Origin of the sequence: Methylorubrum sp. GM97, from assembly GCF_024347855.1 — a bacterium.
GTDB classification, from domain to species: domain Bacteria; phylum Pseudomonadota; class Alphaproteobacteria; order Rhizobiales; family Beijerinckiaceae; genus Methylobacterium; species Methylobacterium extorquens.
The window spans coordinates 1,154,422-1,170,416 of the sequence record NZ_AP025942.1 but is presented as its reverse complement, the minus strand read 5'-3'; the positions used below and the strand labels follow the sequence as shown (position 1 = coordinate 1,170,416).

Genomic DNA, 15,995 nt, shown 5'->3' with positions numbered 1-15,995 from the left:
CTGCTGGTTGGCGTGCACAAATCGGCGCAACCAGCGCGGCAGATTACTGAGTTTCGATCTAAACCTATGTTTCATTTCTAGTCATTGTGAGAAGGAAGTCTCCCATCGTCATCGGGAGATTCGCAGGGTGTCGGACTTCACTTTCCACCGTGTCGGCCGGCTTGTGACGGCCCTGGTCTTGATGGCGGTGCCCGGTTCGTCGTTCGCGCAGGTCGCCATCGGCAACGAACCGGACCCGCTCGTGGACAACCTCCGGGTCGGGCCCAACGCCTCCGTGGTGGGAATGTGGTCGCCGGTGAGGGGCTGGCCGCTGGTCGGCATCCACGCGACGCTGATGCCCTCCGGCACCGTCATGACATACGGCACCGCCCTCGGCGGGGACGTGCATGACGGGCGCACCTTCGACCTGTGGGACCCGGCCCGGGGCCTCGACGATCCTGCCGCACACTACACCCTGCCGAACGCGCAGTTCATCGACAGCTTCTGCAGCGCGGCCGCCTTCCTCAAGTCGGGCGCGATGCTGATCTCCGGCGGCAGTGCCGTGAGCAACAATTACTCGTCGCGGGCCAGCACCCTGTTCGACCCGAAGACCGCGACGCCGACGGCCGCCGCCTCGCAGCTCGCGTATCAGCGCTGGTACGCCTCGATGCTGACTCTGACGGATGGCCGCATCCTCATCACGGGCGGCGGCGCCCCCTACGTCGTGAACGCCTTCAGAGGGCCTGCCACCGCGATCGCCCAGGGCGACGTCTCGATGACGCCGGAAATCTACACGCCCGGCGCCGGCTGGAGCACGCTGCCCGGTGCGACCAGTCGCGACGCGTTCGGTCCCGACTTCAATCGGTGGTGGTATCCGCGGATGTGGGTTGCGCCGAACGGCCGGGTCTTCGGGATCTCGGCCGACAAGATGTGGTCGCTCGATCCGAACGGCCGCGGCGCCACCAGGACGCTCGGCAACTTCAAGACCGGCTTCAATGCCTTCCGGCGACCGAATACCGGCCCGACCTCGACGGCGGCGATGTTCGATGTCGGGCGGATCCTGCAGGTGGGCGGCAACGGAGCCTCGAACGAGCATGCCACGCCCTCGAGCGCGGCCGCGACAGTGATCGATATCCGCGGCGCGGCACCCGTCCTCACCGAGGTGGCGCCGATGGCCAACCCGCGGCAATGGGCGAACTCGACAATCCTCCCCGACGGCACCGTCGCCGTCACCGGCGGCACCCGTTTCGCCGACAACGCGGGCGCCGACGCCGTCTACCCGGCTGAACTCTGGGATCCCCGCACCGGCCGCTGGAAGACGGGCGCGAGCGCGGCCACCTATCGCGGCTACCACTCGGCGGCGGTGCTCCTGCCCAACGCCACCGTTCTGGTGACCGGCGGGGGCGTTCCCGGACCGGTCACGAACTTCAACGCCGAGATCTACTATCCGCCCTACCTGTTCAGGACGGACCAGGGCCGGCAGGTGCTTGCGCCGCGTCCGCGTGTCGCCAGCGTCAATGCCAAGACCTTCGACTACGGCGCGCGGCTGACGGTCTCGCTCGCGGGCGACGACAGCATTTCCAGGGTCGCCCTCGTCGCCCTCGGGACGGCGACGCACAGCTTCGACAGCAGCCAGCGCTACATCCCGGCGGCCTTCTCCCAGACCGGCCGGACGGTGTCGGTGGTGATGCCCGGCAGCCCCAACATCGCTCCTCCGGGCTACTACATGGCCTTCCTTCTCGACGCGGCCGGCGTTCCCTCGAACGGCATCATCGTCTCGATCGGCGGGATGGCCGCGCCCGTCGCGGGGCCGGCCGGGAAGGGGCCGATCAAGGCGCAGATCGGCGAGCTTTCGAAGCGCGTCTCGCGCGGCCGCGACGGCACGACCGTCGTCGTAAACGCCCAGGCCGGGACGCTCTGGCGGCTGACGGGCGGCCAGAGCGCCGCGCCGATCCCCGCTCCGAAGCCGATGGTGGACGTGGCCGTCGTGACGGCCAACAGCATCTACGGCTTGGCCACCGATGGAAGCATCCTGCGCTACAATGGCAATGCGTGGAAGCAGGTCGGGCATGGCGGCCGGACGATCTCGGCCTCGGAGGACGGGACGGTCGCCATCACGAACATCGAGGACAACATCTACGTCAAGAACGCCGACGACGACGTGGAGGCCTGGAGCTACATGCCCGGCGCCGCGCTCCGGGTCGTGCCGATGAGCCGCCTTGCCTACTGGGCGATCGGGATGGACGGCAACGTCCACCGGATCGAGAAAGGCGGAAAATGGACGCAGGTCGGGGAGAGCGTCGGCGACCTCGCGACAGCCGGAGATGGCCGCATCGCCGTCACCAACAAGTTCACCAACGAGATCTGGACGAAGGCTGGCGACGACGTCACCCGGAACTGGCAGCACAATCCGACGAAGGCCATCAGCTTGGCGGTCGCGAGAGGGGGAAGCCTCATCACGGTCGGCCCGGACGGCAACGTCTATCGAGAGTAGCCCCGCCCTTCGCCGACCAGACCTTCAACGCTTTCGTGGTGTCACGCGGGCCGGTGTCTCAGCCCGCAGCCGCTCTGGCCGGCTGCTTACGACGAGGCCGGGCACGCTTCAGCACCATGCCGAGTGTGATCAGAAGCCGCTGACGACAAGCCCGCCGTTGGCCCTCCGTTCGGCGACCATGGCCGCCGGACGTCGGGAGGTCCGTCTCCCGACGCGTCGTCTCTGACACCCTGGATCCTGCGACCCCTTTTTCGACCGCTCCCCCGACGCTTCCCGCGTGCGGATGCAACGCCATGCGTTTCGTTTGACCGGCCTGTTGGTATTTGGTATGCCAGCTGTGTCGCAACAAGGCCGGCCGCCCAAGACCGGTCCGCACGCTGCGCGCGGCGCAGCAGCAGGCGCGAAACGAGCTTGGCCCGACGCCATCGGGCCCCGCGCCGGACAAGAGCATCCGCACCACAAGGGAGAACGCCGCATGACCGTCCAGGCCCAGAACATCGACGCGATCACCGCGGGCGCGATGCCCCACGAGGAGCCGGAGCTGACGGATGGCTTCCACCTCGTCATCGACGCGCTCAAGCTCAACGGCATCGAGACGATCTACAACGTGCCCGGCATCCCGATCACCGATCTCGGCCGTCTGGCCCAGGCCGAGGGTCTGCGGGTCATCTCCTTCCGCCACGAGCAGAATGCGGGCAACGCCGCCGCGATCGCCGGCTTCCTCACCAAGAAGCCGGGCATCTGCCTCACCGTCTCAGCGCCGGGCTTCCTCAACGGCCTGACCGCGCTGGCCAACGCCACCACCAACTGCTTCCCGATGATCCTGATCTCCGGCTCCTCCGAGCGCGAGATCGTCGATCTGCAGCAGGGCGACTACGAGGAGATGGACCAGCTCGCCATCGCCAAGCCGCTGTGCAAGGCCGCCTTCCGCGTGCTGCACGCCGCCGATATCGGCATCGGCGTGGCCCGCGCGATCCGCGCTGCCGTCTCCGGCCGGCCCGGCGGCGTCTATCTCGATCTGCCCGCCAAGCTCTTTTCGCAAGTCATCGATGCCGATCTCGGCGCGCGCTCGCTGGTCAAGGTGATCGATGCGGCCCCGGCCCAGCTCCCGGCCCCGGCCGCCATCGCCCGGGCGCTCGACGTGCTGAAGTCGGCCGAGCGTCCGCTCATCATCCTCGGCAAGGGCGCGGCCTACGCCCAGGCCGACGAGGCGGTGCGTGCGCTCGTCGAGGAAAGCGGCATCCCCTACGTGCCGATGAGCATGGCCAAGGGCCTCCTGCCCGACACCCACCCGCTCTCGGCCGGTGCGGCCCGCTCCACCGCGCTCAAGGATTCCGACGTGGTGCTGCTGGTGGGCGCCCGCCTGAACTGGCTGCTCTCCCACGGCAAGGGCAAGACCTGGGGCGAGCCTGGCTCGAAGCGCTTCATCCAGATCGACATCGAGCCGCGCGAGATGGACTCGAACGTCGAGATCGTCGCGCCGGTGGTGGGCGATATCGGCTCCTGCGTCGAGGCACTGCTCGACGGCATCCGCAAGGACTGGAAGGGCGCGCCCTCCAACTGGCTGGAGACGCTGCGGGGCAAGCGCGAGGCCAACATCGCCAAGATGGCCCCGAAGCTGATGAAGAACTCCTCGCCGATGTGCTTCCACTCGGCGCTCGGGGCGCTCCGGACGGTCATCAAGGAGCGGCCCGACGCGATCCTCGTCAACGAGGGTGCCAACACCCTCGATCTGGCTCGCGGCATCATCGACATGTACCAGCCGCGCAAGCGCCTGGACGTCGGCACCTGGGGCGTGATGGGCATCGGCATGGGCTTCGCCGTCGCGGCCGCCGTCGAGACCGGCAAGCCGGTGCTGGCGGTCGAGGGCGACTCGGCCTTCGGCTTCTCCGGCATGGAGGTGGAGACCATCTGCCGCTACGAGCTGCCGGTCTGCATCGTCATCTTCAACAACAACGGCATCTATCGCGGCACCGACACCGATCCGACCGGCCGCGATCCGGGCACCACCGTCTTCGTCAAGAACTCCCGCTACGACAAGATGATGGAGGCCTTCGGCGGCGTCGGCGTGAACGTCACTACGCCGGACGAGCTGAAGCGGGCCGTGGACGAGGCGATGAATTCCGGCAAGCCGACTCTGATCAATGCGGAGATCGACCCGGCCGCCGGCAGCGAGAGCGGCAATATCGGCAGCCTCAACCCGCAGAGCACCTTGAAGAAGAAGTGAGGCGGGCACTGCCCTCCCACCGCTTCGACTGAGCCGGACCGCGGTGCCCGAACTGGGCGCCGCGGTCCTTTTTTGTCCGGCAAGCCCTTCCGTCCCTCATGCTGAGGTGCGGAGCGAAGCGAACGCCTCGAAGCACGCGCGGCGAAAGACCCGAGACGGCCTTTCCAGACACCGGGGAGGGTCAGCGTTTCGGGTTGCTTCGAGGCCCGCCGTCGCCGGCACCTCAGCATGAGGGGCGGCGTCGGGCTGCACCCGCGAGAGACGCCCCATGTCCTCCTCCGCCTTCGATCCGACGGTTGCTCTCGATCCCCGGCTGGCCGGCCGGCTCGCCTTCCTGCCACGGCTACCGGGCAAGCCGCCGCTGCCGCCGGGCCGCCACGCGCTTTGCCTGTTCGAGACCCGCGACGCGATGCTCCGCGTGCCCGAGCATATCGACGCCCGCCTGCCGACGCCGCTCGTCGTCCTGTTCCATGGCGGCGGTGGCAGCGCCGAAAAGATCCTGCCGATGCTGGAGGCCCATGCCGACAAGCGCGGCTTCCTGCTGCTCGCGCCGCAATCGCTGCACCCGACCTGGGATCTCGTGATCGCCGGCAACGGGCCGGACCGCGAGCGGCTCGACCGGGCGCTCGCCGAGGTCGCCGACCGCTTCCTACTCGACCCAGGCCATCTCGCTTTCGCGGGCCATTCGGACGGCGGCAGTTACGCGCTGTCCCTCGGGCTCACCAACGGTGACCGGGTCAGCCACCTGATCGTGTCGTCCGCCGGGTTCATGTCGGTGCAGGTTCAGGCCGGTGCGCCCAAAATCTTCCTGTCGCATGGCACCCGCGACGAGCAGATCCCGATCGACCGGAGCGCCCACAACCATGCCCGGCTGCTTCGGGCGGCGGGGTACGACCTCACCTATGTCGAGTATGACGGCCCGCACGCCTACAATCCGGACGTGGTGAGCCAGGCCGTGGACTTCTTCCTGGGCGATTTCTTCGGTTAGGCGGCGCGGGCGAACGCGCCTCTACCCCAAATCCGGTTGATCTCGACGGGACGGCGGATTTCCCCTCTCCCCGCGTGCGGGGAGAGGCCTGTCTGCACCCTGTCGCGCAGACAGGAAGCGCAGGCGAAGCCGGAGCGGCGGTGAGGGGGCGACTCTGGAAGAGGCTCTTCCGGCCAAGCCCCCTCACCGTCGGCTGCCGCCTCGCCACGCTCCCCGACAAGGGGGAGACGTGGCCCTCTCCCCCGCGCGTGCGGGGAGGGGGGAACGCTCGGCTTTCGCTGTGATCAGGTTTGATCAAACGAATACTGTATCAAAGACCCAAACAACGAAAAACCGGACCGACGGAGTCGGCCCGGGAAAGTCATCGGAGGAGGAAGAAACCCGGGCGTCATGCCCGGTCATGCGCTCCCGGGGCGATGCCCCGTCCCGGGAGGATCATGGCCGAAAGAGACTGGCCATCCTGTACGGGCAGCGCGGAGATCCGCGCTGCCGCTTCCCCTTTAGACCGCGCGCGACTCGTGCATTGCGGCGATCTGCTCGGGCGAGTAGCCGAGGCCGGCGAGGACCTCGTCGGTGTGCTCGCCCAGAAGCGGCGAAGCCTTGATGTCGACCTTCAGGTCCGAGAACTTGATCGGGGAGCCGACGGTCAGATACGAGCCGAGCTTGGGGTGCGGCACCTCGACGATGGTGCCGCTGGCGCGCAGCGACGGATCGGCGGCGATCTCCTTCATCGACAGCACCGGCGAGCACGGGATGTCGAACTTGCGCAGGATATCGACGGCCTCGAACTTGGTCTTGTCGGCCAGCCAATCCTCGATGATGGCGAAGATCTCGAAGATCTTGTCCTGGCGGGCGCGGGGCGTGTTGTAGGCCGGATCGTCGATCCACTCCTCACGGCCGAGCGCCTTGCAGATCGGGGCCCAGGCGTGGCCCTGGATCGTGAAGTAGATGTAGGCGTTCGGGTCCGTCTGCCAGCCCTTGCACTTGAGCACCCAGCCCGGCTGGCCGCCGCCGCCCGCGTTGCCGCCGCGCGGAACCACGTCCGTGAACTCGCCGTGCGGGTATTGCGGGTATTCCTCGAGGTAGCCGATGGCATCGAGACGCTGCTGGTCGCGCAGCTTCACCCGGCAGAGGTTGATCACCGAATCCTGCATCGACACGGCGACCTTCTGGCCCTTGCCGGTCTTGGTCTTCTGGTGCAGCGCCGTGAGGATGCCGATGGCCAGATGCATGCCGGTGTTCGAGTCACCGAGTGCGGCGGCCGACACGGTGGGCGGGCCGTCCCAGAAGCCGGTGGTCGAGGCGGCACCGCCCGCGCACTGGGCCACGTTCTCGTAGACCTTCAGATCCTCGTAGTGGTGCCCGTCGGAGAAGCCCTTCACCGAGGCGAGGATCATGCCCGGGTTGAGCTCCTGGATGCGGGCCCAGGTGAAGCCCATGCGATCGAGCGCGCCGGGGCCGAAATTCTCGACCATCACGTCGGATTCTTGGATCAGCTTTTCCAGGACTTCCTTGCCCTGCGGGTTCTTGGTGTCCAGCGTCAGCGAACGCTTGTTGGAGTTGAGCATCGTGAAGTAGAGCGCATCCGCGTCCTCGACGTGGCGAAGCTGGTTGCGCGTCACGTCGCCCGAGCCCGGACGCTCGACCTTGATCACGTCCGCCCCGAACCACGCGAGGAGCTGGGTGCAGGCGGGGCCCGCCTGGACGTGGGTGAAATCGATGATTCTGATCCCGTCGAGCGGCTGGGTCATTTCGGTCTTCTCCCTATTTCGACTTCGTTGTGGGTCTTTGTTGGAAAATCGAAAAATATTAAGGTCGGTAATATTGCTGAATGGCTCAGGCCCCCCGCCTTCAGGCGCAGACGAGGGTGCCCAAAGCCTGTTCCAGCTCCGCCACGCGGCGGCGCAGGGAGCGCTCTTCCTGAAAGCGCTCGGTCTCGTCGCGGATGACCGCGGCGATGCCGGTGACCTCGCCCGCCGCGCCGTGCAGCAGCGCGACGGTGAAGGCGATCGACAGGGCCCGGCCATCCTTGTGCAGGGCCGGAACCTTGAGCAGCGACGTGCCGTAGCGGGTCTCACCGGTACGCATCGTCTTGGCGTAGCCGTCCCAGTGGCGTCGGCGGTGACGCTCCGGGGTGATGAGGTCGAGGCTCTCCCCGAGCGCCTCGGCTTCCGAGAAGCCGAAGATCCGCTCCGCGGCCGGATTCCAGACGACGATCCGTCCGTCCGCGTCGGAGATCACCACCGCGTCACCGATCGCCGCGACAAGGCCGGACGTGTCGAAGGTCTGCGATTGGGCCATCGGTTGCCCCCCTTCCGCCGGTTGCTAGCCCTGAGGCCGCGCTGTGAGCGGAGAGATGCGATGTCTGTCGAGGATGCCGCGTTCGGTCATGGCAGGCGTTGCCTCCTTGGCTTCCCGGGTCTCGGGCCTTCCGGATCGAGATCGCTCTTTCCGGTGGCTCGTCATTGGCATCTGGTATACCAGATACGAATGGCAGGTCAAGGCACAGTGCGGGGCTCGAACGAGATCGCGCAGCGGTGGGTTGATAGGGAGGCGAGGAGGCCACGATGTCGGACAAGCACAGCATTCGGATCCGGCAGATCGAGGCCTATGCCTTCCGAATCGATTTCGGCGAGAGCTTCGTGCCGTTGCTGACGGACGAGCCCGAGCCGATCGGTGGCGGCACCGGTCCCTCGCCTGAGCAGGTGCTGATCGCCGCCGTGAGCAACTGTCTGTGCGCGAGCCTCGCCTTCGCGCTCGGCAAGTACCGGCAGGAGGGTGGGGGCGTGAGCGCCGAGGCGATCGGGCGCGTGGCCCGCAACGCGGAAGGCCGCCTGCGCCTCGTCGGGATCGAGGTCGATATCGCGCTCGGCGCGCCCGCCGAGTCGATGGACCGGCTCGACCGCGTGCTCGCTCAGTTCGAGCAGTTCTGCACCGTGTCCGAGAGCGTCAAGGCCGGCGTTCCGGTAGCGGTCGCGGTGCGGGACGGCCAGGGCAACCGCCTGAAATAGACAGGCCTGAAACAGACAGGGAGGAACGAGCGATGAGCGAGACGCAGCGGGACGTGGCACGTGAGCCGGAGGATCTGGCCCGCCTCTTCAACGAACGGGCCAATGCCGGCGATGCCGAAGGGCTGGTCGCCCTGTACGAGCCGCAGGCGGTGGTGGCCGCGGGCGATATCGTGGCGACCGGCCACGACGAGATCCGCCGCTTCTATACCGATCTGCTCGCGCGCAAGTCGGACTTCCCCGAACCCGAGACCCTGCCGGCGATCCGCAACGGCGACCTCGCGCTGACCTTCGCGCGGCTGCCGAACGGCGCGCTCTCGGTTGAGTCGGCCCGCCGGCAATCGGACGGGACGTGGCGCTGGGCCATCGACCAGCTCAAGCTCAAGCCCGTCGCCAAATCCTGACGGGCTCCAAAGCGGGTTTCGAAAGGACAAGTCCTTTCGCGGGTCCAGGGCAGAGCCCTGGTGAAGGGACGTCGGGGCGCTGCCCCGATGTCCCGGCCAAAGGAATGATTCCTTTGGAAACCTGTTAATCCGCCGAGGCCGAGCGGCGCGGCGTGGCGTTGCGCCGGCTGGCGAAGACGCCGGGGGCGGTGCCGGGCACCACGACCAGGCGCCGGACCTCGCCGCTCAGATAGGCCTGGAGGAAGCGGGTGTAGTTCCGGAACACGACGCAGCCGTTCGAGGCGCCGCTCGGGCCCAGCATGTAGGTATGGGCGAGGATGCCGTCGCGCCCGTGGATGGCGGCCGAGCCGCCGACCGGATTGAGGCGGATCGCCCGCACCCCATGGAACAGCGCCTCGCGCTCCCGCAGGTCGTAGACTCCGGGCGGGGTGGCGCCGCGCATCCGGATATGGACGTGGTCGGGGTTGTCCTGGGCGACGCCGAGGCCGGAATGGGCCTCCAGCACCTCGCCGCTCGGCAGCGTCACGGTGGCGGCGCTGATGTCGTAGACGGCGACCCCCGGCTCGGAGACCGGGCCGGGCACGACGCGGCGCCGCGCGGCCGAATCGACCGCCCCGCTGTCGAGTCCGGCATAGGCCATCGCCTTGTCCGAGGACGGCGTGGGCGTCGAACCCGGCAGATCGAACATCTTCTCGAGGAAGTTGCGGTTGTCGGTCACCGCGGCGCTGAACACGCTGCGGGTCGGCTCGGTGGAGGCGCGCGCCGTGGATGCGGTGGCGATCCGAGGCGTCGCCGCCCGGGCGGTCTGCGTGCGCGGCTCGTAGCGGAATTCGTCGGGCCGCCGCACTGGCAGCGGCACCGTAAGGGCGAGGCGGGCCGTCGGCGCGGCCGGGCGCGGCGTGACGGCGGGCGCGGCGTCGGCGGCCTGTTCCGCGGGGAGGGCGGCCAGGGTCGTGACCGGCTCCGATGGGGCAGGCTGCGACTTGGAAGGCTCCGCCACGGGCGGCGCCCGGAAGGCGGACACCTGCGCGGTCCGCGGGACGAAGCCGCCGGACGCGGTGTCGAGCACGGGAGTGGGGTCGAGCATCCAGGCCAGCGCGCCGGGCGCGGCCTGCACGGTCTCCGCCCCTTCGGCCTCGGCCGAGACCTGCGCGGTTTCCACGGGGGCGGGCGCAGCGCGATCCTGCGGTTGCAGGATCCCGGCGACCGCGAGACCCCCGAGGGCGGTCAGCGCGAGCGCCGCGACAGGCGGGCGGCGCCGACGGCGGATGACGGGCCGGGCGGAGCGACTCTGGACGAGCTCGGCGATGTCCATTGCGGGCGGTACTCGACAACGCGGATCCCACACGGCCTCCCGCCGTCATCCCCGGCTATCTGTGCCAGAATGACAAAACGAGATGGCTTCGCCGATTAGGGAAGGATCAACCTTAAGCCTTCGTCATTCAACGGGATCTTGGTTAATCTTGCCTAAAGCTCGGTCACGTCCTTCGAAAAACGTTCGATGCGGATTCTCAGTGGCTCCGCCGCGCCATGAGGGGGCGGCCTCTCTCCACCGCTGCGGCGCGGTGTGCACTCAATGACGAGGCCAATCGGATGATCGCCATCGTCTCGCGTGCCCGCCTTCAGGCCGCCGCGAGAAGCGCAGCCGCCACGGGGCTTCTCGCCGAGCCCTTGTGCTCTACGGGCCACAGGTTGTGTGATGTTGTTACATTTCATTGGCCGGTCTGTTGACCCTGCGCCGCATCGCAGCGAAATTGCTGCGGCCAAGGTTCCCCCGGACGCATGTCCGAGGGCTAAGAGGGAATTCGGTAAGCCCGTCCGGGCGAGGCCGAAGCTGCCCCCGCAACTGTGAGCGGCGAGCCACCGTCGTCGAAGGTCACTGGTGCCCTGCACCGGGAAGGCCGAGACGGAGGCGCTGACCCGTGAGCCAGGAGACCTGCCTTGGCGCGACGATGTCCCCCGGGCGGGGTGCTCCGGCGGCGTGCCTGATCGGCGAGAGCGTTCCCCTGCGCTCCCGGCGGGGCACCCGCTCGGGCCCGCACCCGAACAGCCAGAGCGCGCCTTGTGACAGTTCGGACGATCCTGAACGCCATCGACGTCCCGGCCCGGCGCCCGCCTTGGGTGCTCGCCGCGCTGCTCTGCGCCGGCCTGCACGGCCCGGAGGCGCGGGCGCAGGAATCGGTCACCCTGGAGGAACTGGCGGTCGAGGGCGAAGGCCGCGGCGTCGGCAACGGCGCATCGGACGGCCGGACCAGCGCCGCCGGCACGATCGGCCTGATCGGGCCGACGCCGGGCTACCGTGCCGACCGCGCGGTGAGCAGCACCAAGACCGACACGCCCCAGCGCGACGTGCCCCAGATCGTCACGGTCGCCCCGCGCGAGGTCATCACGGATCTCGCCGCCACCCGCGTCGATCGCGTCTTCAACTACACGCCGGGCGTGGCGCAGCAGAACAATTTCGGCGGCCTGTCGGTGTTCAGCTACGCCATTCGCGGCGTGACCACGTCCGAGATCTACAAGAACGGCTTTCCGCTCAACCGCGGCACGCCGCCCCCGCCCGACGCCCAGAACGTCGAGCGCGTCGAGGTGCTCAAAGGTCCCGGCGGCGGGCTGTTCGGGCGCAGCGATCCGGGCGGGCTCGTCAACATCATCACCAAGCAGCCGACCGTCGAGCGCTTCGTCGAGATGGGCGGGTTGTGGGACTCGTTCGGGCAGTTCCGCGGCACGGTCGATTCCGGCGGCGCGCTGAACGAGGAGGGCACGCTCGCCTACCGCTTCAATCTCGCCGCCGGCCGCCAGGGCAGCTTTCGCGATTTCGTCGACAGCGACCGGCTGCTCGTGGCGCCCGTCCTGAGCTGGCAGATCACGCCGGACACGCGCATCACCGTCGAGACCGAGTTCCTGCGCAACCGCATCGTCTTCGACCGCGGCGTCATCGCCCTCAACGGGCGGCTCGGGCTCTTGCCGATCTCGCGCTTCCTCGGCGAGCCGGGCCAGAGCACCTATCAGACCAACAACACGATGCAGGTCCGCGTCGATCACCGCTTCAACGCCGATTGGCAGATGCGGCTCGCCACCCACTTCAACACCGGCACGCTGGAGGGTGAATCCGCCGAGATCCGCGCCATCGCCGCCGACAACCGCACCGTCTCGCGCGACCGCAATATCCGCGACTACCGCTGGGACGTGGCGATCGGCCAGGCGGAGGTGGTCGGGCGCTTCGACACCGCCGGGATCGGCCACACCATGCTGCTCGGCTTCGAGCGCGAGAGCACCGACAGCCGAGTCGTCTACAACCGCTCGACGATCCGACCGGGTTCGACCTTCGCCATCGACATCTATGATCCGCGCTACGGCCAGCCGCTGCCGCCGATCGACCGCTTCCGCAACAACCTCGAGCGGATCACCAACACCGCGCTCTATGCGCAGGACCAGATCGTCCTCACGCCCGAATGGAAGGCGCTGCTCGGCGTGCGCTTCGACTTCTTCGAACAGTCGTTCCGCGAGCGCATCCCGCGGTCCCAGGTCGATCAGGCCTACTTTGCCGCGACGCCCCGCGCCGGCCTCGTCTACCAGCCGCTGCCCGAACTCTCCCTCTACGCCAATGTCGGCACGAGTTTCCGCCCCAATATCGGTCCCGATGCTGCCGCCGCCTCCGCCTCCGGGCCGTTCGCGCCGGAAACCGGCATCGGCTACGAGGTCGGGGCCAAGCTCGACCTCTATGGCGGCGCGCTGGCGCTGACCGGCACCGCCTTCCGCATCGACCGGGAGAACGTGCTGACGCCGGAGGCCAACGGCAGCGGTTTCTCGGTGGCGGTCGGCGGGGTGCGCAGCCAAGGCTTCGAGCTGACCGCCGCCGGCCAGATCACGCCGGAGATCAAGCTGCTGGCGGGATACGTCTACGCGGAGGCCGTGGTCACCGAAGATCCGACCTTGCCGGCCGGCACGCCGCTCATCAACGTGCCGCGCCATTCTGGCAGCCTGCTCGCCGTCCACGAGGTGCAGGCCGGCCCGTGGAAGGGGCTCGGGCTCGGCGGCGGCGTGCGCGGCGTCGGCGAGCGCGCGGCGGACGCGGTCAACAGCTTCTCCCTGCCGGCCTATATCGCGGTCGATGCGCTCGCCTATTACCGCTACGAAAACTTCCGCTTCGGGCTGAACATCGAGAACGTGTTCGACACCGAGTATTACGAGAGCTCCCTCAACCGCTTCCGGGTCTATCCCGGCGCCCCCCGGCGCTTCACCGGAACGATGACGGTGCGGTTCTGATGAGCGCCCACCAAGGGGCGGCCATGGATGCGTCCGCACCGGCTCCCATCGCCGCGGGGGTCGCGCCACGCACCCGCATCGGCGCCATCGATGCCCTGCGCGGGCTCGTGATGCTGCTGATGCTGGTCGATCACGCGCGGGAGTTCTTCTACCTGCACGCCCAGGTGAGCGACCCGGTGAACCTCACGGCGACCCCGCCCGGCCTGTTCCTGACGCGGGCCGCCTCGCATTTTTGCGCCCCAGTCTTCCTGCTGCTGACGGGGCTCTCGGCGAGCCTCTACGGGCAGAAGCACGGCAGCCGTGCCGCGACCTCCGCCTTCCTCATCAAGCGCGGACTCTTCCTGGTCGCTCTCGAAGTGACCCTGGTGAACCTCGCCTGGACCCGTGCCCTGCTGCCGCCGATCCTCTACCTGCAGGTCATCTGGGCGATCGGTCTCAGCATGATGGCGCTCGCCGCCCTGCTCTGGCTGCCGCGTCCGGCGCTGATCGGCGTAGGCCTGGCGATCATGCTCGGGCACAACGCGCTCGACGGCCTTGTGCTCACGCCCGATCAGCCGGGCTACGCCCTCTGGGCGGTGCTGCATCAGCGCGGCCTGATCCCGCTGCCCTGGGGCGCGGCGCGCACCTCCTATCCGGTGCTGCCCTGGATCGGCGTGATCGCCGCGGGCTACGCGCTGGGGCCGCTCTACGGCGCGGGCGTCGACCCGGCCGCGCGCCGCCGAGGCCTCGTCGCCCTCGGGCTCGCCAGCCTTGTCGCCTTCCTGATCCTGCGCGGCCTCAACGGCTACGGTGATCCGCATCCGTGGCTGGCGGGCAAGGATTGGGGCGCGGACGCCCTGTCCTTCGTCAACCTCACCAAATATCCGCCCTCGGCCGACTTCCTGCTCGCGACCCTCGGTCCCGGCCTGCTGCTGCTCGCGCTGTTCGAGCGCCTGCCGGAACGGCGTCTAGGCTGGCTTACCGTCTTTGGCGGGGTGCCGCTGTTCTTCTACCTGCTGCACTTATGGGCCCTGCGCCTGACCTATGACGGCCTGGCCGCCTTCGGCCTTGCGGGTCCCTCCGGCCGGATCGAAGTCAGCGCCCCGTTTCAGATCTGGCTGATCGCGGCACTGTTCGCGCTGGCCCTCTACCCGGCCTGCCTCTGGATGGTGCGGCTGAAGCGGCGCAGCCGGTGGCGGGGTCTGAGCTACCTCTGACCCCGCCCGAGCCGCCTACTGATACCCCTTCGGGAACGGGTTCGGCTCGATCAGCTCCGGGCTCTCGTAGACCACGTCGAACTGCCCGTCCGGCCGGGCGCGGGCGACGCGGGTCTTGGCCCAGAGGTGATGGTTCTCGTGGATCTTCACGGCGCCTTCCGGTGCGTCCTTGATCTCGAGGCCCGGTGAAACGGCGATCACCTTATCGACCTCGAAGGAACCGGCCTTCTCCACCGCCGCCTTCCACAGGAAGGGGCTGAGATAGGCGGCCTGGGTGATGTCGCCGATGACGGTCTTGTCGCCCCAGCGCTTCTTGAAGGCGGCGACGAAGGCCTCGTTGGCCGGGGTCTTGACCGACTGGAAGTACTTCATGCAGCTATAGGCGTCGGCGATGTTCTCGCCGCCGATGCCATCGACGTCGTCCTCGGTCACGGACACCGTCACCAGCGTCTGCTTCTTGAGGTCGATGCCGGCCGCCTTGAGCTGCTTGTAGAAGGCGACGTTCGAGCCGCCGACGACGGTGGCGAAGATGACGTCCGGCTTCTTGAGCTTGATCTTGTTGATGACCGAGTTGAACTGCGTGTGCCCGAGCGGGAAGTATTCCTCGCCGACGATCGTGCCCTTGGTCACGTTGGTGATGTGCTTGGTCGCAATCTTGTTGGTGGTGCGCGGCCAGATATAGTCCGAGCCGACCATGAAGAAGGATTTGGCGCCCTTCTCCTTCGTCACCCAGTCGAGGGCGACGAGCGTCTGCTGGGTCGCCTCCTGGCCGGTGTAGATCACGTTCTTCGACTGCTCCAGGCCCTCGTAATAGGTCGGATAGTACAGAAGCCCGTTGTACTGCTCGAAGACCGGCAGCACCGCCTTGCGCGAGGCCGAGGTCACGCAGCCGAACACCGCCGCGCAATGGTCGTTGACGACGAGCTTGCGCGCCTTCTCGGCAAAGGTCGGCCAGTCGGAGGCGCCGTCCTCCTGGATCACCTTCACCGTGCGGCCGAGGATGCCGCCGCTCGCATTGATCTGTTCGATGGCGAGCCTTTCCCCTTGCGTCGCCCCGGTCTCGGACATCGCCATGGTGCCGCTGATCGAGTGCAGGATGCCGATGGTCACCTCCTTGTCGGTGACGGCGAGCGCGCCCGCGCCGGTCTGCGCAAGAGCACGTCCGGGCAGGGCACTTAGGAGCGGAGAGGCGGCAAGGCCGAGCAGAAGCCGGCGGCGGAGATGGAAGTGGGCGTCGTTTCGGTCACGCGAGCGCATGTCTCTTCGAATTCCTTCGAACGTCATTCGGCCAATCGGTCCGAATGACGGCCCTGTGGCCGCCAGACGAGGCCGATGCCCCCGTGCGTATTTCTTCTCAGGAAACCGATTTGTATCAAGGGGAATTGCTGGGCGGCCTGCCCATATTTCTCGCGATGTGCCGTCCGGCTGGTCGT

At 68.1% G+C, this 15,995-nt stretch carries 11 protein-coding genes and 1 riboswitch; of the genes, 7 read left to right on the top strand and 4 right to left on the bottom strand.

The window, feature by feature from the left end; translation table 11 throughout:
* The first annotated feature begins 127 nt into the window (after window positions 1-127).
* From MSPGM_RS05515 to MSPGM_RS05505, 3 genes are all read left to right on the top strand, one after another.
* Entirely contained in the window at window positions 128-2,473 is a 2,346-nt protein-coding gene (locus tag MSPGM_RS05515) for a galactose oxidase-like domain-containing protein (protein ID WP_003602644.1), read from the top strand.
* Between the two features lie 475 nt (window positions 2,474-2,948).
* A complete protein-coding gene (gene oxc, locus MSPGM_RS05510) occupies window positions 2,949-4,700 on the top strand; it encodes an oxalyl-CoA decarboxylase (protein WP_003602643.1) in 1,752 nt (583 codons plus the stop codon).
* A 268-nt stretch (window positions 4,701-4,968) separates the two neighbouring features.
* Entirely contained in the window at window positions 4,969-5,688 is a 720-nt protein-coding gene (locus tag MSPGM_RS05505; protein ID WP_003602641.1) for an alpha/beta hydrolase, read from the top strand.
* A gap of 500 nt (window positions 5,689-6,188) precedes the next feature.
* Here MSPGM_RS05505 and frc read toward each other — a convergent pair whose 3' ends face one another.
* The gene (frc, locus tag MSPGM_RS05500) at window positions 6,189-7,439 is read right to left on the bottom strand and encodes a formyl-CoA transferase (protein ID WP_003602639.1); all 1,251 of its coding nucleotides are present in this window, start codon (window positions 7,437-7,439) and stop codon (window positions 6,189-6,191) included.
* 100 nt (window positions 7,440-7,539) lie between these two features.
* Window positions 7,540-7,989, bottom strand: coding sequence for a PAS domain-containing protein (locus tag MSPGM_RS05495; RefSeq protein ID WP_261926194.1), 450 nt, complete (start codon window positions 7,987-7,989; stop codon window positions 7,540-7,542).
* 266 nt (window positions 7,990-8,255) lie between these two features.
* Here MSPGM_RS05495 and MSPGM_RS05490 point away from each other — a divergent pair, with 266 nt between their 5' ends.
* Together MSPGM_RS05490 and MSPGM_RS05485 are read left to right on the top strand one after the other, a co-directional pair.
* A complete protein-coding gene (locus tag MSPGM_RS05490) occupies window positions 8,256-8,699 on the top strand; it encodes an OsmC family protein (RefSeq protein WP_003602635.1) in 444 nt (147 codons plus the stop codon).
* A gap of 32 nt (window positions 8,700-8,731) precedes the next feature.
* Window positions 8,732-9,100, top strand: coding sequence for a YybH family protein (locus tag MSPGM_RS05485; protein WP_003602632.1), 369 nt, complete (start codon window positions 8,732-8,734; stop codon window positions 9,098-9,100).
* Between the two features lie 124 nt (window positions 9,101-9,224).
* On the opposite strand, the gene MSPGM_RS05480 is transcribed toward MSPGM_RS05485, so the two are convergent.
* Window positions 9,225-10,415, bottom strand: a complete 1,191-nt coding sequence (locus MSPGM_RS05480) for a DUF2778 domain-containing protein (protein ID WP_012752272.1) — start codon at window positions 10,413-10,415, stop codon at window positions 9,225-9,227.
* Window positions 10,416-10,849: 434 nt separating this feature from the next.
* A riboswitch (cobalamin riboswitch) is annotated at window positions 10,850-11,059 on the top strand.
* A 105-nt stretch (window positions 11,060-11,164) separates the two neighbouring features.
* On the opposite strand from MSPGM_RS05480, the gene MSPGM_RS05475 reads away from it, so the two are divergent.
* A complete protein-coding gene (locus MSPGM_RS05475; protein WP_003604324.1) occupies window positions 11,165-13,366 on the top strand; it encodes a TonB-dependent siderophore receptor in 2,202 nt (733 codons plus the stop codon).
* On the top strand, window positions 13,366-14,562 hold the full coding sequence (locus MSPGM_RS05470) for a DUF1624 domain-containing protein (RefSeq protein WP_003604326.1): 1,197 nt from the start codon (window positions 13,366-13,368) through the stop codon (window positions 14,560-14,562). The genes MSPGM_RS05475 and MSPGM_RS05470 overlap by 1 nt, the downstream gene beginning before the upstream one ends.
* Before the next feature lie 15 nt (window positions 14,563-14,577).
* On the opposite strand, the gene urtA is transcribed toward MSPGM_RS05470, so the two are convergent.
* Window positions 14,578-15,819 (bottom strand): urea ABC transporter substrate-binding protein, encoded by a 1,242-nt coding sequence (gene urtA / locus MSPGM_RS05465; RefSeq protein ID WP_003604328.1) that lies wholly within the window; start codon window positions 15,817-15,819, stop codon window positions 14,578-14,580.
* Between the last annotated feature and the right edge of the window lie 176 nt (window positions 15,820-15,995).

What these genes read in the sequence shown, in the direction of transcription:
- oxc (WP_003602643.1), top strand. Translation starts at nt 2,949, where the DNA reads ATGACCGTCCAGGCCCAGAACATCGACGCGATCACCGCGGGCGCGATG.
- MSPGM_RS05505 (WP_003602641.1), top strand. Translation starts at nt 4,969, where the DNA reads ATGTCCTCCTCCGCCTTCGATCCGACGGTTGCTCTCGATCCCCGGCTG.
- frc (WP_003602639.1), bottom strand. Translation starts at nt 7,439, where the DNA reads ATGACCCAGCCGCTCGACGGGATCAGAATCATCGATTTCACCCACGTC.
- MSPGM_RS05495 (WP_261926194.1), bottom strand. Translation starts at nt 7,989, where the DNA reads ATGGCCCAATCGCAGACCTTCGACACGTCCGGCCTTGTCGCGGCGATC.
- MSPGM_RS05490 (WP_003602635.1), top strand. Translation starts at nt 8,256, where the DNA reads ATGTCGGACAAGCACAGCATTCGGATCCGGCAGATCGAGGCCTATGCC.
- MSPGM_RS05485 (WP_003602632.1), top strand. Translation starts at nt 8,732, where the DNA reads ATGAGCGAGACGCAGCGGGACGTGGCACGTGAGCCGGAGGATCTGGCC.
- MSPGM_RS05480 (WP_012752272.1), bottom strand. Translation starts at nt 10,415, where the DNA reads ATGGACATCGCCGAGCTCGTCCAGAGTCGCTCCGCCCGGCCCGTCATC.
- MSPGM_RS05470 (WP_003604326.1), top strand. Translation starts at nt 13,366, where the DNA reads ATGAGCGCCCACCAAGGGGCGGCCATGGATGCGTCCGCACCGGCTCCC.
- urtA (WP_003604328.1), bottom strand. Translation starts at nt 15,819, where the DNA reads ATGCGCTCGCGTGACCGAAACGACGCCCACTTCCATCTCCGCCGCCGG.